20 protein-coding genes are annotated in these 17,276 nt (G+C 69.0%); 11 read left to right on the forward strand and 9 right to left on the reverse strand.

The genetic code is table 11. The features are described from left to right. Positions 1 to 27: 27 nt before the first annotated feature. Both rpsR and rplI read left to right on the forward strand, forming a co-directional pair. Positions 28 to 264 (forward strand): 30S ribosomal protein S18, encoded by a 237-nt coding sequence (gene rpsR / locus EDD90_RS27985; RefSeq protein ID WP_006381652.1) that lies wholly within the window; start codon positions 28 to 30, stop codon positions 262 to 264. A gap of 18 nt (positions 265 to 282) precedes the next feature. Then, complete coding sequence (gene rplI / locus EDD90_RS27990; protein WP_123975742.1) at positions 283 to 729, forward strand: 50S ribosomal protein L9; 447 nt, start codon at positions 283 to 285, stop codon at positions 727 to 729. Positions 730 to 840: 111 nt separating this feature from the next. Here the strand turns inward: rplI and EDD90_RS27995 are convergent, their stop codons facing one another. After that, the gene (locus tag EDD90_RS27995) at positions 841 to 2,178 is read right to left on the reverse strand and encodes an MATE family efflux transporter (RefSeq protein WP_123975743.1); all 1,338 of its coding nucleotides are present in this window, start codon (positions 2,176 to 2,178) and stop codon (positions 841 to 843) included. 459 nt (positions 2,179 to 2,637) lie between these two features. Between EDD90_RS27995 and dnaB the strand changes: the two genes are divergently transcribed. After that, positions 2,638 to 4,113: a replicative DNA helicase gene (gene dnaB / locus EDD90_RS28000; protein WP_123975744.1), complete on the forward strand. Its 1,476-nt coding sequence runs from the start codon at positions 2,638 to 2,640 to the stop codon at positions 4,111 to 4,113. Between the two features lie 58 nt (positions 4,114 to 4,171). After that, the gene (locus EDD90_RS28005) at positions 4,172 to 5,557 is read left to right on the forward strand and encodes a serine hydrolase (protein ID WP_123975745.1); all 1,386 of its coding nucleotides are present in this window, start codon (positions 4,172 to 4,174) and stop codon (positions 5,555 to 5,557) included. 55 nt (positions 5,558 to 5,612) lie between these two features. Here EDD90_RS28005 and EDD90_RS28010 read toward each other — a convergent pair whose 3' ends face one another. After that, positions 5,613 to 6,065 (reverse strand): GNAT family N-acetyltransferase, encoded by a 453-nt coding sequence (locus EDD90_RS28010; protein WP_123975746.1) that lies wholly within the window; start codon positions 6,063 to 6,065, stop codon positions 5,613 to 5,615. A gap of 9 nt (positions 6,066 to 6,074) precedes the next feature. Beyond that, positions 6,075 to 6,533 (reverse strand): MarR family winged helix-turn-helix transcriptional regulator, encoded by a 459-nt coding sequence (locus EDD90_RS28015; RefSeq protein ID WP_123975747.1) that lies wholly within the window; start codon positions 6,531 to 6,533, stop codon positions 6,075 to 6,077. 141 nt (positions 6,534 to 6,674) lie between these two features. On the opposite strand from EDD90_RS28015, the gene EDD90_RS28020 reads away from it, so the two are divergent. Beyond that, positions 6,675 to 7,883 (forward strand): MFS transporter, encoded by a 1,209-nt coding sequence (locus tag EDD90_RS28020; protein ID WP_123975748.1) that lies wholly within the window; start codon positions 6,675 to 6,677, stop codon positions 7,881 to 7,883. A gap of 46 nt (positions 7,884 to 7,929) precedes the next feature. After that, positions 7,930 to 8,349, forward strand: coding sequence for a heme-binding protein (locus tag EDD90_RS28025; protein ID WP_123975749.1), 420 nt, complete (start codon positions 7,930 to 7,932; stop codon positions 8,347 to 8,349). Positions 8,350 to 8,417: 68 nt separating this feature from the next. On the opposite strand, the gene EDD90_RS28030 is transcribed toward EDD90_RS28025, so the two are convergent. Next, the gene (locus EDD90_RS28030; protein WP_123975750.1) at positions 8,418 to 9,284 is read right to left on the reverse strand and encodes a GNAT family N-acetyltransferase; all 867 of its coding nucleotides are present in this window, start codon (positions 9,282 to 9,284) and stop codon (positions 8,418 to 8,420) included. A gap of 193 nt (positions 9,285 to 9,477) precedes the next feature. On the opposite strand from EDD90_RS28030, the gene EDD90_RS28035 reads away from it, so the two are divergent. After that, on the forward strand, positions 9,478 to 10,110 hold the full coding sequence (locus EDD90_RS28035; RefSeq protein ID WP_123975751.1) for an HAD family phosphatase: 633 nt from the start codon (positions 9,478 to 9,480) through the stop codon (positions 10,108 to 10,110). A gap of 285 nt (positions 10,111 to 10,395) precedes the next feature. Further along, a complete protein-coding gene (locus EDD90_RS28040; protein ID WP_185149250.1) occupies positions 10,396 to 11,793 on the forward strand; it encodes a globin domain-containing protein in 1,398 nt (465 codons plus the stop codon). 4 nt (positions 11,794 to 11,797) lie between these two features. Here EDD90_RS28040 and EDD90_RS28045 read toward each other — a convergent pair whose 3' ends face one another. The 5 genes from EDD90_RS28045 to EDD90_RS28065 form a co-directional block, all read right to left on the reverse strand. After that, positions 11,798 to 12,280 (reverse strand): NUDIX domain-containing protein, encoded by a 483-nt coding sequence (locus EDD90_RS28045; RefSeq protein ID WP_123975752.1) that lies wholly within the window; start codon positions 12,278 to 12,280, stop codon positions 11,798 to 11,800. Between the two features lie 85 nt (positions 12,281 to 12,365). Next, positions 12,366 to 13,271: a LysR family transcriptional regulator gene (locus EDD90_RS28050; RefSeq protein ID WP_123975753.1), complete on the reverse strand. Its 906-nt coding sequence runs from the start codon at positions 13,269 to 13,271 to the stop codon at positions 12,366 to 12,368. Between the two features lie 231 nt (positions 13,272 to 13,502). Beyond that, positions 13,503 to 14,636: a cystathionine gamma-lyase gene (locus EDD90_RS28055; protein ID WP_123975754.1), complete on the reverse strand. Its 1,134-nt coding sequence runs from the start codon at positions 14,634 to 14,636 to the stop codon at positions 13,503 to 13,505. Continuing rightward, entirely contained in the window at positions 14,633 to 15,124 is a 492-nt protein-coding gene (locus EDD90_RS28060) for a low molecular weight protein-tyrosine-phosphatase (RefSeq protein ID WP_123975755.1), read from the reverse strand. Before EDD90_RS28060 ends, EDD90_RS28055 begins: the two co-directional genes overlap by 4 nt. A 7-nt stretch (positions 15,125 to 15,131) precedes the next feature. Continuing rightward, positions 15,132 to 15,509 carry a phage holin family protein gene (locus EDD90_RS28065; RefSeq protein ID WP_123975756.1) on the reverse strand — a complete coding sequence of 126 codons (378 nt, stop codon included), beginning with the start codon at positions 15,507 to 15,509 and terminating at the stop codon, positions 15,132 to 15,134. A 59-nt stretch (positions 15,510 to 15,568) separates the two neighbouring features. On the opposite strand from EDD90_RS28065, the gene EDD90_RS28070 reads away from it, so the two are divergent. The 3 genes from EDD90_RS28070 (at position 15,569) to EDD90_RS28080 (ending at position 17,263) form a co-directional block, all read left to right on the forward strand. After that, on the forward strand, positions 15,569 to 15,886 hold the full coding sequence (locus tag EDD90_RS28070) for a cupin domain-containing protein (protein ID WP_123975757.1): 318 nt from the start codon (positions 15,569 to 15,571) through the stop codon (positions 15,884 to 15,886). Between the two features lie 164 nt (positions 15,887 to 16,050). Beyond that, a complete protein-coding gene (locus tag EDD90_RS28075; protein WP_123975758.1) occupies positions 16,051 to 16,263 on the forward strand; it encodes a DUF5326 family protein in 213 nt (70 codons plus the stop codon). Between the two features lie 211 nt (positions 16,264 to 16,474). After that, positions 16,475 to 17,263: an IclR family transcriptional regulator gene (locus EDD90_RS28080; protein WP_260328763.1), complete on the forward strand. Its 789-nt coding sequence runs from the start codon at positions 16,475 to 16,477 to the stop codon at positions 17,261 to 17,263. Positions 17,264 to 17,276 lie beyond the last annotated feature (13 nt).

Here is a 17,276-nt window from a genome sequence, read left to right on the forward strand (position 1 = left end):
ACTTCTTGATCACACAGGAGAAACACCATGGCGAAGCCGCCTGTGCGCAAGCCTAAGAAGAAGGTCTGCGCTTTCTGCAAGGACAAGGTCCAGTACGTGGACTACAAGGACACGAACATGCTGCGGAAGTTCATTTCCGACCGCGGCAAGATCCGTGCCCGCCGCGTGACCGGCAACTGCACGCAGCACCAGCGTGACGTCGCCACGGCCGTCAAGAACAGCCGTGAGATGGCGCTGCTGCCCTACACGTCCACCGCGCGCTAAGGGAAGGGTGACCGAAACATGAAGATCATCCTCACCCACGAGGTCTCTGGCCTCGGCGCTGCCGGCGACGTCGTCGACGTCAAGGACGGCTACGCTCGCAACTACCTGATCCCGCGGAAGTTCGCTATCCGCTGGACCAAGGGCGGCGAGAAGGACGTCGAGCAGATCCGTCGTGCTCGCAAGATCCACGAGATCCAGACCATCGAGCAGGCCAACCAGGTGAAGGCCCAGCTCGAGGGCGTCAAGGTCCGCCTGGCCGTGCGTGCCGGCGACGCCGGCCGCCTCTTCGGTTCCGTCACCCAGGCCGACATCGCTTCGGCGATCAAGGCTGCCGGTGGCCCCGAGGTCGACAAGCGTCGCATCGAGGTCGCTTCGGCGATCAAGACCCTGGGCGCCCACGCGACGTCCGTGCGTCTGCACCCCGAGGTTGCCGCCACGGTCAACATCGAGGTCGTCGCGGCCTGATGCTGCGCTCGGCTTGAGCCGTAGCTGAAAGGGGCCGCACCCGTGAGGGTGCGGCCCCTTTGGTTTGTCAGGGCTGGTGGTGTTTCACGTGAAACACCACCAGTGCATCGGTCAGCGCGTCGCGCCCGTCACGATCCAGCGTCCCGAGCGGGCGCGCAGCCAGAGCGTGAGCATTCGCACGGTCATCATCAGCGTCATGGCTGCCCAGAGGGGAGCGAGCCCGCCGCCGAAGGCGGGAACGAGCAGAGCCACCGGCGTGAAGACCGCGAGGGTCACGACCATGGCTCCGGCGAGATACGGCCCGTCTCCGGCGCCCATCAGTACGCCGTCGAGGACGAAGACCACGCCGGAGATCGGCTGGGAGAGCGCCACGATGAGCAGTGCGGGCAGTGCGGTGTCCTTCACGGCGGGGTCGCTGGTGAACAGCGGGAGGAACAGTGGCCGGGTGGCCATCACAAGCAGGCCCAGGGCCACTCCGATGGCGATGCCCCACTGGACCATGCGTCGGCAGGCCTCGCGGGCACCGACCGCATCCCCCGCACCGAGACAGCGCCCGATGATGGCCTGCCCGGCGATCGCTATGGCGTCCAGGGCGAAGGCCAGCAGGCTCCACAACGACAGCACGATCTGGTGGGCGGCTATATCGGCATTGCCCAGCCGCGCCGCCACAGCCGTGGCGATCATGAGGATGGCCCGCAGTGAGAGCGTCCGGATGAGCAACGGCACACCGGCCTGCGCCGAAGCCCGCATGCCGAAGGCGTTGGGGCGAAGCGACGCACCGTGCTTACGGGCTCCCCGGACCACGACGGTCAGATAGACCACCGCCATCCCGCACTGGGCGATGACGGTGCCCCAGGCGGAGCCGGCGATGCCCAGTCCGGCGCCGTAGACGAGCCCCGCGTTGAGTCCGGCGTTCGCGACGAAGCCGGCGACGGCGACGTACAGCGGGGTCCGGGTGTCCTGGAGGCCGCGCAGAACGCCGGTGGCGGCGAGTACGACCAGCATGGCCGGGATGCCGAACGAGGAGATCCTCAGATAGGTCGTCGCGTAGGGGGCCGCGGTGGTCGAGGCCCCGAAGACGTCAACGATGCCGGGAGCCAGGGGCAGCGCGACGGCGATGACCGCGGCACCGAGCAGCAGCGCCAGCCAGATGCCGTCCATGCCCTGACGGATGGCCGCCGGGAGATCGCCGGCGCCGACCCGGCGGGCGACGGCGGCCGTGGTGGCATAGGCGAGGAAGACGAAGACGCTCACCGCGGTGGTGAGGAGGGCCGAGGCGACCCCGAGACCGGCGAGTTGCGCGGTGCCGAGATGGCCCACGATCGCGCTGTCGGCCAGGACGAAAAGCGGCTCGGCGACGAGTGCGCCGAAGGCCGGGACGGCCAGTGCGACGATCTCTCGGTCGTGCCGCCGCCGGGTGGCCTGGGGGATCGCGGGAGCCTGTGGCATGGGCACCAATGTAATCGTCCACAGGTAAGAGATGCAATTGGATACTGACCCTTACTCTGTGCTGTGTGGTCCGTGCGTTCGCGCACCGTTCGAAGCGATCTTGATCCGAGCGGGAAAGTTTTTCTTCTGCACAGCCGGTGGATGGGAAAGCTGCAGGTCAGCGGTATTTGTTGACGGAGATCGAGGGCTTGTTCACAGCGCTGTCCACCGTGTCGTGCACAGGTTTTGGCGAGTTCTCCACAGCATACGGACCGTCGTCCACATGGCCTGTGGATAACCAGATTGGCTGACGGTGCCCGCGGGCCTAACGTGGTCCGGCGCCCGCTCCTTGTCACGGCCTCGGAAACCTCATAAAACCGACGCGTCCAGAACCGGAATGGGACGACTTAGTTGTCAGTGCCGTGCCGTACAAAAGAGGGCATGGCGAGGTCCGCCGGGCGGACGGGAGGAGGTGGCTCGGTGAGCATTTCCGAGCCCTTGGACGATCCGTGGGCCGACGCCGGTCCCAGTGATCGTCTTCCCGCTTCCCGTCGGCGCGGTGAGGGCGGCCGGGGCAGGGACGACCGGCACGACCGGGGCCGGGACAACGGGGACTGGGACGGCGGCGGCGCCACCTTCGAGCGGGTTCCCCCGCAGGACCTGGACGCCGAACAGTCCGTGCTCGGCGGCATGCTGCTGTCCAAGGACGCGATCGCCGACGTCGTCGAGATCCTCAAGGGCCACGACTTCTACAAGCCCGCCCACGAGACGATCTACCAGGCGATCCTCGACGTCTACGCGAAGGGTGAGCCGGCCGACCCCATCACCATCGCCGCCGAGCTGACCAAGCGCGGCGAGATCAACAAGGTCGGCGGCGCATCCTATCTCCACACCCTCGTCCAGACGGTCCCGACGGCGGCGAACGCCGAGTACTACGCGGAGATCGTCCACGAGCGGGCCGTACTGCGCCGTCTGGTCGAGGCCGGGACACGCATCACACAGATGGGATACGCGGCCGACGGCGACATCGACGAGATCGTCAACAGCGCCCAGGCGGAGATCTACGCCGTCACCGAGCAGCGGACCAGCGAGGACTACCTGCCGCTCGGCGACATCATGGAGGGCGCCCTCGACGAGATCGAGGCGATCGGCTCCCGCACCGGCGAGATGACCGGCGTGCCCACCGGCTTCACGGACCTGGACTCGCTCACCAACGGCCTGCACCCGGGCCAGATGATCGTCATCGCCGCGCGTCCCGCCATGGGTAAGTCCACCCTCGCGCTGGACTTCGCCCGGGCCGCGTCCATCAAGAACAACCTGCCCAGCGTCATCTTCTCCCTCGAAATGGGCCGCAACGAGATCGCGATGCGTCTGCTGTCCGCCGAGGCGAGGGTCGCCCTGCACCATATGCGGTCCGGCACGATGACGGACGAGGACTGGACCCGGCTGGCCCGCCGGATGCCGGACGTCTCGGCCGCCCCGCTCTACATCGACGACTCCCCGAACCTGTCGATGATGGAGATCCGTGCCAAGTGCCGCCGGCTCAAGCAGCGCAACGACATCAAGCTCGTGATCATCGACTATCTGCAGCTGATGCAGTCGGGCGGCAAGCGCTCCGAGAGCCGCCAGCAGGAGGTGTCGGACATGTCGCGAAACCTCAAGCTGCTGGCCAAGGAGCTGGAGGTCCCGGTGATCGCGCTCTCGCAGCTGAACCGTGGCCCCGAGCAGCGCACGGACAAGAAGCCGATGGTCTCCGACCTGCGTGAGTCCGGCTCCATCGAGCAGGACGCCGACATGGTCATCCTGCTCCACCGCGAGGACGCCTACGAGAAGGAGTCACCACGCGCGGGTGAGGCGGACATCATCGTCGGCAAGCACCGAAACGGCCCGACCGCGACGATCACCGTGGCCTTCCAGGGCCACTACTCCCGCTTCGTGGACATGGCTCAGACCTGATCAGCGCTGCCGGTGAAATGAACTCGACGCCGGTCCGTCCACCGGGTGGACTGGGAGCATGACGACATCCCAGGAAGAGCTGCTCCCTGCCACCCGACGGGCGCTGCTGCATCGGATCGCCGTTGCCCAGGCGGAAGGACGGGCGCCGTCACTGGTGGCGGCGGTCGTGCGGGGCGGGCGGGCTGTCTGGCACGGGGCCCGGACCTCGGTGGACGGGCACGGACCCGATGAGAACGTGCAGTACCGGATCGGCTCGATCACCAAGACATTCACGGCCGTTCTGGTGCTCCGGCTGCGGGACGAAGGGCTGCTCGACCTCGGCGATCCGCTGGAGAAGCATCTGCCGGGCACCGGTGCGGGGGAGGTGACGATCGCCGAACTCCTGGCGCACACCGGCGGGCTGGCGGCCGAGTCGCCCGCACCCTGGTGGGAGCGCACGCCGGGCTCGCTCCGGCCGGAGCTGAGCGACGTCCTCGGCGAACAGCCTCTCCTGCACCCTGTCGGCCGCCGCCACCACTACTCCAACCCCGGTTACACCCTGCTCGGCGCGTTGGTCGAGGAACTCCGCGCTGCCCCCTGGGAGGAGGCGCTCCGGCGCGAGGTGCTCGAACCCCTGGGGCTCGACCGTACGAGCGCCCAGCCGCAGGCGCCGCACGCGGGTGGCTGGGCGGTGCATCCCTGGGCCGACGCGATGCTCCCGGAACCGCTGGAGGACCTCGGCCGGATGGCGCCTGCCGGGCAGCTCTGGTCGACCACCGGTGACCTGGCCCGCTTCGCCGTGTTCCTGGCAGCCGGTGACGACCGGGTGCTGAGCGCCGAATCGGTACGGGAGATGCGTACCCCGGCGGCTCCCGCCGAGCCCTCCGACGTACTGGACGGTGCCACCTACGGCCTCGGCATGCAGATCCAGCGCCGCGACGGCAGGCTGCTCGTCGGGCACTCCGGCTCACTGCCCGGCTTCCTGGCCGGCCTCACCATCAGCGTGGAGGAGGACGTGGCCGCCGTGGTGCTGGCGAACTGCACCTCCGGCCCGCTGCTGTCGGCCGTCGGTGCCGACCTCGTCCGAATCGTCGCGGAGGCCGAACCGCGCATCCCCGATCCCTGGCGTCCCCTAGCTCAAGTCGACAAGGACGTGCTGGAGTTGGCGGGCCAGTGGTACTGGGGCACCCATGCCTTCGCGCTGCGGGTGACGGCCAACGGGCTTGTCTCGCTGGGTCCGCTCTCGGGCGCCGGCCGCCGGGCACGCTTCCGGGGCAACGGCGACGGCACCTGGACCGGTCTGGAGGGCTACTACGCCGGAGAGCTTCTACGGCCCGTACGACGCCCGGACGGCACCGTGAGCCACCTGGACCTCGGTTCGTTCGTGTTCACGCGTCAGCCGTACGACGAGACGGCTCCCGTGCCCGGTGGGGTGGATCCCGAGGGATGGCGGGGGATCGACTGACCGCCGACGGGTGTGGGGTGGCGGTGTTTCACGTGAAACACCGCCACCCCACTGTTCAGATTTCGAGCTTGAAGCCCGTGTGTGAGGCGGTGAAGCCGAGCCGCTCGTAGAAACGGTGGGCATCGGTACGTGACTTGTCCGATGTCAGTTGCACCAACTGGCAGCCCTGGCGGCGGGATTCGTCGATCGCCCACTCGATGAACCGGGTGCCCAGCCCGCTGCCGCGCTCATCGGAGTGGATCCGTACCCCTTCGATGATCGACCGGGTGGCGCCGCGCCTGGAGAGCCCGGGGATGACCGTGAGCTGGAGCGTGCCCACGACACGGCCCTCGCGTACGGCGACGACGAGTTGCTGGTTGGGATCGGCGCTGAGCCGCTCCAAGGCGTCCAGGTAGGGCGCGAGGTCGTCCGGTGACTCGCGCCGGACGCCGAGCGGGTCGTCGGCGAGCATGCCGACGATGGCTGGTATGTCGGCGGCGACCGCAGCACGGATTTCGAGATCTCCCATGCTTGCAGCCTATGCGGGCACGTTGAGCGACTCCACGACCCGGACCAGGGGAGCGAGCTCGGGGTTCCTGGCCGCCTCGTCGAGCGCCTCGCGCAGTGCCGAGTCATTGGTGGGGCGTGCCTCTTCGAGCAGTCGCAGCCCGTCCTCGGTGACGTTCGTGTAGATGCCCCGCCGGTCGGTCGGGCAGAGGTAGCGCTCCAGGAGGCCTCGGTCCTCAAGGCGGGTCACCAGCCGGGTGGTGGCGCTCTGGCTGAGGACGACCGCGTCGGCGACCTGCTTCATCTGCAGATGGCCCCCTTCGTCGTCGTGCTGCCTGCTGAGGACGTCGAGCAGGGAGTACTCGCGCACGCTGAGGTCGTGCTGCGCCTGCAGGGCGCGCTCGATGTGCGCCTCGATCCTCCCGTGCAGCAGGGAGAGGGCGCACCAGCCTTGCGCGAGGGCGGTGAGCGCGGGGTCAGTTGCTGTCATTGGCGTTTTCCTCCGTCCCGGAGCGGCTGGATCCAGGATAGGGCAGGTTCGCAATATCCCTCGGTTACATATAGCCCGCGTCTGCAACTATTGTGGACGCACGTTAAGCGCACCTGCAATCGTCTGGGAAGGTTGTCCCCCATGCCTCTCGCGCTTCTGGCCCTCGCGATCGGGGCCTTCGGAATCGGCACCACCGAGTTCGTGATCATGGGCTTGCTGCCCGAGGTCGCGGATGACTTCGGGGTCTCCATCCCCACCGCCGGCCTCCTTGTGACCGGCTACGCGCTCGGCGTGGTGGCCGGCGCCCCGCTGATGACCGCCCTGGGCACCAAGATCCCGCGCAAGCGAATGCTGATGCTGCTGATGGGCCTGTTCATCGCCGGCAACCTGCTGTCCGCCGTGGCCCCCACCTTCGCCGTCATGCTGATCGGCCGTGTGGTCGCCTCCCTCGCGCACGGTGCCTTCTTCGGCATCGGCTCGGTCGTGGCGGCCGAGCTGGTCGCCCCGAGTAAGAAGGCCGGGGCCATCGCGATGATGTTCACCGGCCTCACCGTCGCCAATGTCGTCGGCGTCCCGCTCGGCACCCTGGTCGGCCAGCACGTCGGCTGGCGCGTCACCTTCGCCGTCGTCGCCGCCCTCGGTGTCGTCGGCCTGGCCGGAATCGCCAAACTGGTCCCCGAGCTGCCCAAGCCGGAAGGCGTGCACCTGCGGCACGAGCTGGCCGCGTTCAAGAACGCCCAGGTCCTGCTCGCCATGGCGATGACCGTCCTCGGCTTCGGCGGGGTCTTCGCCGCCGTCACCTACATCGCGCCGATGATGACCCACGTCGCCGGCTTCGCCGACGGCTCCGTCACCTGGCTGCTGGTCCTCTTCGGCCTCGGCATGGTCGGCGGCAACCTCATCGGCGGCAAGTTCGCCGACCGCGCCCTGATGCCCATGCTGTACGTGTCGCTCGGCGCCCTGGCCGTCGTACTCGCCCTCTTCACGCTCACCGCACACAACAAGATCGCGGCCGCCGTGACCGTCGCCCTGATCGGCGCCCTGGGCTTCGCGACCGTCCCGCCACTTCAGAAGCGCGTCCTCGACCAGGCGCACGGCGCTCCCACCCTGGCCTCGGCCGTGAACATCGGCGCCTTCAACCTCGGTAACGCCCTGTCCGCCTGGCTCGGCGGCATCGTGATCACCGCCGGCTTCGGCTACACCTCCCCCAACTGGGTCGGCGCCGCCCTCGCCGCGGCCGCCCTCGTCCTCGCCGTCCTGTCGGCCGCGCTGGAGCGCCGTGACAGCGCCCCGAGCGCCGTGGTCACGGGCGGCAACCCCGCCGGGCAGCCGGCGCCGGTCCACCACTGAGCAGCCCAAGCCGCTCACCGCACCTCAGCACCATCCAAGGAGAACCATGAGCACCACCACCGTAGCCCCCCTCACCACCCAGGACGCCGAACTGCTGGTCACCGCGGCCCGGAACGCCGCCGAGGCCGCCGGGGTCACCGTCAGCGTCACCGTCCTGGACGCCGGGGGCCATCTGCTGGCCTTCCGGCGTGACGACCGCGCGGTGCTGATCTCGGGTGAGACCAGTACCCGCAAGGCCTACACGGCGCTTCAGCTCGACGCCCCCACCGCCGATCTCGTCGACGCCGTCCAGCCCGGGGGCCTCTTCCACACCCTGCCCACGGCGCTCGACCGGCCGCTGCTGTTCATCGCGGGCGGTGTCCCCGTCCACCGCGACGGCCGGCTGATCGGGGCGGTCGGTGTCGGCGGCGGCGCGCCCGACCAGGACCACGGCTTCGCCACCGCCGCCGTACAGGCACTCGTCTGACAGCACCCCGCTCAACACGGAACGCCGGCTCCTCCGAGGGAGCCGGCGTTCCGTGTACCGAGGAGTCTTCAGCCCGCCGCCACGGTCAGCGGCGCGAACCGCCGTGTCCAGTCACCCGGCAGCTCCGTGATGCCGTACACCATGACGGAGTTCACGGCGACGGAGGCCAGGCCGCGCTCCTTCGCCCATGCCAACAGTTCCTCGTGCCGGACGTCGATGTCGGTACGGAGCGGGCGGTCGGTCTGGGAGGCGAGCGAGGCGATGAGGGACTTTGCGGTCTCCGTGTCGCGGGCGATCAGCGGACCGACGACATGGGTGTCCATGTTGGGCCAGGCGGCCGCGTATCCGACGATCCGGCCGTCGTCCACGGCCACACGCAGCCGGTCCGAGAACGCGGGCAGCCGGGTGATGAGGGGGGTGCGGTCGGCCCCGAACACCTCCTCGTCCAGCCTGAGGATGGAGCCGAGGTCCTCCGCGGTGGCCGCTCGTGTAGCCACCCGGGGCTCGGGCCCGCACGGTGTGAAGGGCCCGGACAGCATCTCCGAGCGTCCCGTGGTCTTGAACCCCAGCTCCTCATAGAGCGGACGGCCGTACGGCGTCGCGTACAGAGTCAGGGGAGTCGTCCCCGTCGCTGAGACGATGTGCCGCATCAGCCGGCGTCCGATGCCCTGCCGGGCATGCCGTCCGGCTACCAGGACCATGCCGATCGCGCCGAGATCCGGGCGTTCCCCCGGGCCGTACTCCGTCAGGACACAGGCGGCGACCAGGCCCCCGGCGGGGTCGTCGATGCCGTACCCCTTCCCGGCCGTGAGAAGGAAACGCCACTTGTGTTCCTCACGCGGCCACCCCCGATCCTCGGACAAGTCGGCGCAGGCGGTGAGATCGCGTGGCGTCAGTCGGCGAATGGGCAGAGCGGCGACGGAAGGAGTGGGCACGCAGGTCAGGCTGTCCGACCGGCACCCCTGGCGTCCACCTGTTTCGAGGTGGACACACGTGCTTTTGGCCATGCCGTAGTCCTGAGCACAGCCCCTGGACAGGCGAGGGACGTTTCACGTGAAACATCGCCCGGCGGCCACCGTCCGAGGCCTCCACGAGGAGCGGTGACCGCTCGCCACTAGCCTCGGGCTCATGGCGAGACTTCATTTCTTCGATCTTGACGGCACATTGCTCCACGGCTCGACCGCACCCGTCGAGATCTCCCGTCAACTCGGCCTGGAAACCGAGGCGATGGAGCTTGATCGGGCGATTTCGGCGGGACGGATAGATCCGCCGGAGTATGCGGCACGGGTGTACGACCTCTGGTCGGAGCTGACCGAAGCACAGGTGGCGGCGGCATTCGACGGTGCGCCGTGGCTGGCCCGCATTCGGGACGTCTGGGCCGAGATCAGGGAATCGGGGGACTACTGCGCGGTGATCTCGCTCTCACCCTCGTTCTTCGTGGAACGACTGCTGGACTGGGGAGCCCATGCCGCTTTCGGATCGCGCTTTCCGGCGGTGCCGTTCGTCGAGCCGGTGGATCCGGCCGGAGTGCTCAGCGCCGCGGCCAAGGTGACCATCGCGGACCGCTTGTGCGAGCGGTTCGGGGTCGTTCGAGCGGACTGTGTCGCCTACGGCGATTCGATGTCGGACAGGGATTTGTTCGCCGCGGTTCCGGTGTCTGTCGCGGTCAATGCGGACGGACATCTCGCCGGACTCGCGACGTACTCCTACACGGGCCGGGATCTATGGGATGCCTATGAATTGGCGTGCGCCGCCTGGTAATTGAGGGAATCGATGGTTCGCCCGTTGTTGGATTCACGGGGGGAGGGAAGGCGGACTTGTGTGCGGGGCAGCGGCCGGTAGGGTCGACTCCGGTTCCCGTCCGGGGCGCGCCGCTCCGGCTGGAGTGACTGCGGCCCTTGTCACACTCTCGCCGTACTTGTCCGTACGCGAGGGGAGCACGGGTTCAATGTGGCCGTCGGCCACGGGCCGGACCGGGAAGAGCTGGCCGCCAGCGGGGGAAAGCAAGCACCTTCCGAGCGAGGAAGCACGCAGACCGACCGAAAGATGTTCGAGGCGAGGCACACCATGGATGCTCCGACCACCACATCGGCGGGCAACGAGGGGGGCAACTGGTTCACGCCGCCCCCCTCCCAGCCTCCGGTCGAGCCCGCTGCCGAGCCTCCGGTCGGCTGGCAGGAGGCGCCTCAGGGCGGTCGTCCCGCTCCCGCGGAGCCCCAGGAGCGAATACGGCCGACGCCGGCGCAGGGACGCCCCCAGGGAGCCGCCCAGGCCCCGTACAGCGGGCAGCGCGTCCCCCCTCAGCGCAGCGTGCAGGCGCCGCCGGCCGCCTCCCCGGATGCGGTCCGTATCCGCGGCACCATGGCCGAGGTCGGTCCCATCGCCGACAAGGTCACCTCGTACTTCTACGCACTGCTCTTCGTCCGTCACCCCGAACTGCGGTCGTTGTTCCCGGCCGCGATGGACACCCAGCGCGACCGGCTGCTGAAGGCGCTGCTCACCGCCGCCGAGCACATCGACAACACGCCCGTCCTGGTCGAGTACCTCCGGAACCTGGGGCGCGGCCATCGCAAGTACGGCACCCACGCCGGGCACTACCCGGCCGTCGGTGAATGCCTCATCAGCGCGCTGAGCAAGTACGCCTCGGCCATCTGGGACCCGGAGACGGAGGCGGCCTGGGTACGGGCGTACACGACGATGTCCCAGGTCATGATCGACGCTGCCGCGGCGGACGAGCTGCGCGCACCGGCCTGGTGGCACGCGGAGGTCGTCGCGCACGACCTCAGGACCGCGGACGTCGCGGTTCTCACGGTCCGCCCGGACCAGCCGTACCCCTTTCTCGCGGGGCAGTACGCGAGTATGGAGACGCCCTGGTGGCCGCGGGTCTGGCGGCACTACTCCTTCGCCTCGGCGCCCCGTTCGGACGGTCTGCTCACGTTCCATGTGAAGGCCGTTCCGGCGGGCTGGGTCTCCAACGCGCTGGTGCACCGTGCCCGTCCCGGTGACATCGTCCGCCTCGGCCCGCCTGGCGGCTCGATGACGGTCGACCACACGAGGGACGACGGACTGCTCTGCCTGGGCGGAGGCACCGGTATCGCCCCCATCAAGGCACTGGTCGAGGACATCGCCGAACGTGGCTCGCGCCGCCCGGTCGAGGTGTTCTACGGCGCCCGCACCGACCACGACCTGTACGACATCGACACCCTGCTCCGGCTCCAGCAGAACCATCCCTGGCTCGCGGTGCGCGCGATCGTCGACCAGCACGCGCACCTCCAGCTCCCTGACGCCATCCGTGCCTACGGCCCGTGGACCGAGTACGACGGCTATCTCTCGGGACCGCCCGGCATGATCCGCAACGGGGTGCACGCACTGCGGGACGTGGGCATCCCCGGGCACCGCATACGGCACGACTCGGTCGAGGAACTGGTCGTCGTCGGCGACTGAGCCGTCAGCCGAGGTCGGGAGCGTGCATGGCCCGTACGCCCTCGATGTTGCCGTCCAGATAGTGCCGCAGGGACAGCGGTACGAGGTGCACGGAGGCGATCCCGACGCGGGTGAAGGGAACACGCACGATCTCGTACTCGCCCGTGGGCTCGTCGACCTCGGGACCGTGCCGTAGCGCCGGGTCCATGGACTCCAGCCGGCAGACGAAGAAGTGCTGCACCTTCACACCGGTCGCGCTGCCGTTGTCGCCGATGTGCTCCACGGTGTCCACGAAGCAGGGCACGACATCGGTGATCTTGGCGCCGAGTTCCTCGTGCACCTCGCGGTGCAGGGCGTCGACGACGGTGGTGTCCTCCGGCTCGACCCCGCCACCGGGAGTGACCCAGTAGGGATCGACACCTGGCTTGGTGCGCTTGATCAGAATCAGGTCGTCGCCGTCCAGAAGAACGGCGCGTGCGGTGCGCTTGACCACGGGTCGGACGGTCATGGGAGAAATGTGGCCCAGCTGGTTCCACGTGAAACATCGCGAAGCGCCACCGCACGGTCGCACCGCGTGAACCCGGACAACCCGCTCAGCCCCAGTCCACGGCCGCGTGGTGGAGCCACTCGTGCGCCCGCGCCACATGCGGCATGGCGAGCGTGCCGGTACGCACGACCAGGAAGTACGTCCGCAGCGGCGGCACCGCGGGTTCGTGCAGCGCCATGACCTCACCGCGCTCCAGAGCGATGGCGCACAGATAGCGGGGCAGTACCGCGAGGCCGGCGCCGGCGACCGTACAGGCGAGGACTGCGCGCAGATCGGGCACCACGACCGTGCCGGAGGCGGCCGGGAGGGTGTCGAACACGGAGCCCCAATAGCGCGAGACGAACGGCAGCGACTCATGCACCTCGACGACGGGCAGGTTCTCCAGAGCGGGCGCACCCTTGTCGCGCACCGTCCCGGTGCCGATCTCCTCCGCCCAGCGCGGAGCGGCGACCAGTACGTGCTCCTCGTCGCAGAGCGCGGTGGCGGTGAGCAGGGCACCGCGCGGCCGGGCCGTACTGATGGCCAGGTCATGGTGTCCGGCGGACAGCCCTTCCAGCGTCTCCTCGGCGTTCCCGAACGAGGCGCGCAGTGCGAAACCCTGGCCGTCGTCGCCGGCGAGTTCGGTGAGGGCGGGCAGGGCGCGTTCGGCGGTGAACTCGGGCGGTCCCGCGAGGTGCAGGGTGCGCACCGAGGACTCGTCGTCGAGGCCGCGCTCCGCTATCTCCACAAGGGCGTCGAGATGCGGGGCGGCCTTGTGGGCGAGTTCGTCGCCGATGGTCGTGGGGGTCACCCCACGGGCCTGCCGCAGGAAGAGAGGGCGGCCCAACTGCCGTTCCAGGGTCCGGATCTGGGACGTCACGGCCGGCTGCGAGAGCCCGAGCAGGGCGGCGGCGCGGGTGAAGGAGCCTGCCCGGTGCACGGTCACGAAGGTGCGCAGCAAGGCCAGATCCATCGCACGCCCTCCCCTTCCCCCCTGTCCTTGCGCCGGCCCCCGGACAGGTTCCTAAGTATAAATAAGTCGATAGGTCTCTGCCGCTACAGTGATTGGACACTGACGCAGAGTCAACTAGCCTTGGTCGCGCGGTTCTTGGCGCGCGGGAACCGGGACGGTCCGAGCCACGAGGGGGGAGGCTCGGACCGTCCGTTATACGTAGTCGGATCTGCGACGGCGTCCGTAATCCGGTCACCGATCCGACTCGTCGAGTGCGCGGAGCACATCGGTCACCAGGTCCTCGGGATCCTCCGCCCCGACCGACAGCCGGATGAAGCCCTCCGGTACGTCGTCCCCGCCCCAGCGGCGCCGCCGCTCGGCCGTGGAGCGCACCCCGCCGAAGCTCGTCGCGTCGTCGACCAGCCGCAACAGCCCGAGAAAGCGCTCGGCACGCGCGCGCGTGGGCAGCGTGAAGGAGATCACCGAGCCGTAGCGGCGCATCTGCTGCGAGGCGATCTTGTGCGCGGGGTCGTCGGGCAGCCCCGGGTAGCGCAACCCGGTGACCTCGGGCCGCTCGCGCAGCGCCTCCGCGAGCAGCAGCGCGGTCTCGTTCTGCCGGTCCACCCGCAACTGGAGGGTGGCGAGGGAGCGGTGGGCCAGCCAGGCCTCCATCGGCCCGGAGATCGCCCCGATGATCTTGCGCCAGCGGCGCACGGCGGCCATGGCCGCCGCGTCGCGTCCGACGACGTAGCCCAGCAGGACGTCCCCGTGCCCGGTGAGCTGTTTGGTGCCGCTGGCCATGGAGAAGTCGGCGCCCAGCGCCAGCGGCCGCTGGCCGAGCGGGGTGGCGAGGGTGTTGTCGACGGCGACGAGCGCGCCACGCGCGTGTGCCGCCTCGGCGAGCCGGCGGATGTCGCACACGTCGAGCCCGGGATTGCACGGCGACTCGATCAGCAGCAGCTTCGCCCCGTCCAGGACGTCGAGCTGGGCGCCGCCCGCGGTCGGCGCGGTGCGCACCTCGATGCCGTACGCCTCCAGCTGGGCGCGGACCAGGGGGAGTACCTGGTAGCCGTCGGACGGCAGCACCACCGCGTCACCGGCGCTCAGCTGGGAGAAGAGCACCGCCGCGATGGCCGCCACGCCGGAGGCGAACACCAGCGTCTCGACGTCGTCATCGCCAGGCGCCTCCAACTCGCCGATGGCCCGCTCCAGATGGGTCCAGGTCGGGTTCTCGTCGCGTCCATAGGCGTACGGGCCGCCCACCTCGCCCGGCAGATGGAAGTGTGCGGCGAACACCGGCCCGGGCAGGGTCGGCTCGTTCTTGACCGGCTTGGGCAGCCCCGCGCGCACCGCGCGTGTGCCCTCGCCCATGGGCGCCTCGCTCATGACGCCGTTGCCTCCACTTCGTCCCGTACCGCGGCGAGCAGGCCTTCACTCGCCGCCTCCACCATCTCAAGACACTCCTCGAAGCCGTCCAGACCGCCGTAGTACGGATCCGGTACGTCGAGGTCGTCGCCGGCGGCCGTGTCATAGGAGCGCAGCAGCCGCACTTTGCGGGCGTCCTCCTCGCTGGGGGCGAGGCGGCGCAGGGCCTTGAGATGGCCCGAGTCGAGGGCGATCACGAGGTCGAGGCGGGCGAACCAGAACGCCTGGAACTGGCGGGCGGTGTGGTCGCTGTCGTAGCCGTGCTCCTCGAGGACGCGGACGGTGCGCGGGTCGGCGCCGTCGCCCTCGTGCCAGCCGCCCGTGCCGGCACTGTCGACCTCGACGCGGTCGTCCAGCCCGGCCTCGGCCACGCGGGCGCGGAAGACGGACTCGGCCATCGGGGAACGGCAGATGTTGCCCGTGCAGACGAAGCAGACGCGGTAGGTCATCGGATCCTCAGTCCGAGTCGGGAAGGATCATGTTCAGGGCCCAGGACACGACCGAGATGATCAGTCCGCCCAGCACGGCGGTCCAGAACCCCTCAACGTGGAAGCTCAGGTTCAGCTTGTCGCACACCCAGGACGTCAGCAGCAGCATCAGCGCGTTGACCACCAGGGTGATCAGGCCGAGCGTGAGGATGAACAGCGGGAAGGTCAGGATCTTCACGATCGGCTTGACCAGGAAGTTCACCAGGCCGAAGACCAGGGCGACCAGGATCAGCGTCCAGACCTTCTTGGTCGTGCTGTCGCCGGTCAGGGTGATCTTGTCGAGCAGCCACACGGCGACCGCCAGGGCGCCCGCGTTGGCGATCGTCTTGACTACGAAATTCTTCATGTGTCTGATCGTGACAGACGAGATCGGATGCAAATAGTGAGGCGAGGGCGACAACTGCGATGAAGGCATTCCGGCTGGACGAACTGGAGGCGGAGCGCGCCGCCAACGAAGGGGCCTACCTGCAGTTCCTGCGGGAACGGAACATGTCCGTCGGCCTCTACGCCCTTGACGCGGGCTCGCACGACCCGCAACAGCCGCACAAGCAGGACGAGGTCTACTTCGTCGTCAGCGGCCGCGCTTCGATCACCGTCGGCATGGAGACCACGCAGGTGGCGCGGGGCAGCGTCGTGTACGTGCCCGCCGGGGTGGCCCACAAGTTCCATCACATCAGCGAGGATCTGAGGGTTCTGGTCGTCTTCTCTCCGCCCGAGGCCTGACCCCGGACCCCCGGGTTCCCTAGGGGAAGGGTCAGGGGAGGACAAGGGATCGCAGGCCCCCGTACGACCCCCTCGCGGCTCTAGCATCGGGTGCAGGACATCGCATCGTGCGGGACGCACGAGACCTACGTGCCGGAGCGCACGAGAAAGCTGAGGACAGGGCAATGCGAGAGATCTTCACAGGTCTGCCGTGGTGGGTGAAGTGGATCGCGGTGCCGGTCATCGCGCTGGCGGTGTTCGGCGGTCTGATCGGCGCCGTCGTCGGCTTCCTGGCCTACCTGCTCTTCAAGGTGCTGATCTTCGTGGCGCTGGTCGGCGGACTGATCTACATCGTGCGGAAGTTCATGTCGAACTCCTCGTCCAAGAGCGACTGGTGACGACCGTGGGAATCGGTGTCCGGTAACAGGAATCACCGGTTCCCTCGGGGGAGGGAAGTTTCGCGCACGGGCCGACCGGGAGCGGCGACAGACGGTTAGAGTCGCTGACCCCCTCGCGCTCCGGGAGTGACCCTTGGCCACGCTTGACGCCACCCCCGCACCCACGGACCATCCCGCACCCCCCGCCCAACGATGTTCCAGCACACCCCCCGTGCAGCGGCCGGCCGGACCGGCCGACCCCGCACAGCCGCACTCGGCCACGCTCATCGGCTCCGTGCAGCGTGCGATGCGCCTGCTGGAATGCGTCGCCGGACACGAACACGGCGCCCCCGCCAAACAACTGGCCCGCGAGACCGGCCTCGCGCTGCCCACCGCCTACCACCTGCTGCGCACCCTGGTCCACGAGGGCTATCTGCACCGTGACAAGGGGCTGTTCTTCCTCGGTGAAGCGGCGGAGCGGCTGAGCAGCAGTGGAGCGCAGCAGAAACGTCGCAGCGCGGTCGTCGACACCCTCGCTCACTGGCGGGATTCGATCGGTGTGCCGGTGTACTACGCGATGTACCGGGACGGCGAGATCGAGGTCATCTGTGTCTCCGACTCCCCGGGTATCCCGGCGGTCGAGGAGTGGGCGGACTTCCGCGAGACCGGGCACGCGCACGCCATCGGCCAGTGTCTGCTCTCCCAGCTGGACGACAACGTCCGCCGTGACCACCTCGACCGCTACCCCGTGCAGGCGATCACCCCGTACACCGTCCGTGACGGCCATGCGCTGCTGCGGCGTCTGGAGCGGACACGGCGGATGGAGCCGGTGGTGGAGCGCCAGGAGTATGCGCTGGGCACGGTGTGTGCGGCGATTCCCATCACCGTCGGCACCACGGCCGCCACGATGGCCATCTCCCTCCCCCTCCACCAGGCCGACCGGCTGTTGCCCGCCGCCCGGCAGTTGCAGGCCGAGGTGGGACGGCATCTGGGCTCTCTGGCGATCGCTATCAGTATCTGAAAACTCACTCCTT

Origin of the sequence: Streptomyces sp. Ag109_O5-1, from assembly GCF_003814875.1 — a bacterium.
GTDB lineage: Bacteria > Actinomycetota > Actinomycetes > Streptomycetales > Streptomycetaceae > Streptomyces > Streptomyces sasae.

Excerpts from the sequence above, each read along its gene's own strand:
- EDD90_RS28020 (WP_123975748.1), top strand. The coding sequence starts at position 6,675 with ATGCCTCTCGCGCTTCTGGCCCTCGCGATCGGGGCCTTCGGAATCGGC.
- EDD90_RS28070 (WP_123975757.1), top strand. The coding sequence starts at position 15,569 with ATGAAGGCATTCCGGCTGGACGAACTGGAGGCGGAGCGCGCCGCCAAC.
- rpsR (WP_006381652.1), top strand. The coding sequence starts at position 28 with ATGGCGAAGCCGCCTGTGCGCAAGCCTAAGAAGAAGGTCTGCGCTTTC.
- EDD90_RS28025 (WP_123975749.1), top strand. The coding sequence starts at position 7,930 with ATGAGCACCACCACCGTAGCCCCCCTCACCACCCAGGACGCCGAACTG.
- EDD90_RS28045 (WP_123975752.1), bottom strand. The coding sequence starts at position 12,280 with ATGACCGTCCGACCCGTGGTCAAGCGCACCGCACGCGCCGTTCTTCTG.
- EDD90_RS28060 (WP_123975755.1), bottom strand. The coding sequence starts at position 15,124 with ATGACCTACCGCGTCTGCTTCGTCTGCACGGGCAACATCTGCCGTTCC.
- EDD90_RS28010 (WP_123975746.1), bottom strand. The coding sequence starts at position 6,065 with ATGGGAGATCTCGAAATCCGTGCTGCGGTCGCCGCCGACATACCAGCC.
- EDD90_RS28065 (WP_123975756.1), bottom strand. The coding sequence starts at position 15,509 with ATGAAGAATTTCGTAGTCAAGACGATCGCCAACGCGGGCGCCCTGGCG.
- EDD90_RS28005 (WP_123975745.1), top strand. The coding sequence starts at position 4,172 with ATGACGACATCCCAGGAAGAGCTGCTCCCTGCCACCCGACGGGCGCTG.
- EDD90_RS28015 (WP_123975747.1), bottom strand. The coding sequence starts at position 6,533 with ATGACAGCAACTGACCCCGCGCTCACCGCCCTCGCGCAAGGCTGGTGC.
- EDD90_RS28075 (WP_123975758.1), top strand. The coding sequence starts at position 16,051 with ATGCGAGAGATCTTCACAGGTCTGCCGTGGTGGGTGAAGTGGATCGCG.
- EDD90_RS28050 (WP_123975753.1), bottom strand. The coding sequence starts at position 13,271 with ATGGATCTGGCCTTGCTGCGCACCTTCGTGACCGTGCACCGGGCAGGC.
- EDD90_RS28055 (WP_123975754.1), bottom strand. The coding sequence starts at position 14,636 with ATGAGCGAGGCGCCCATGGGCGAGGGCACACGCGCGGTGCGCGCGGGG.
- EDD90_RS28040 (WP_185149250.1), top strand. The coding sequence starts at position 10,396 with ATGTTCGAGGCGAGGCACACCATGGATGCTCCGACCACCACATCGGCG.
- rplI (WP_123975742.1), top strand. The coding sequence starts at position 283 with ATGAAGATCATCCTCACCCACGAGGTCTCTGGCCTCGGCGCTGCCGGC.
- EDD90_RS27995 (WP_123975743.1), bottom strand. The coding sequence starts at position 2,178 with ATGCCACAGGCTCCCGCGATCCCCCAGGCCACCCGGCGGCGGCACGAC.
- EDD90_RS28035 (WP_123975751.1), top strand. The coding sequence starts at position 9,478 with ATGGCGAGACTTCATTTCTTCGATCTTGACGGCACATTGCTCCACGGC.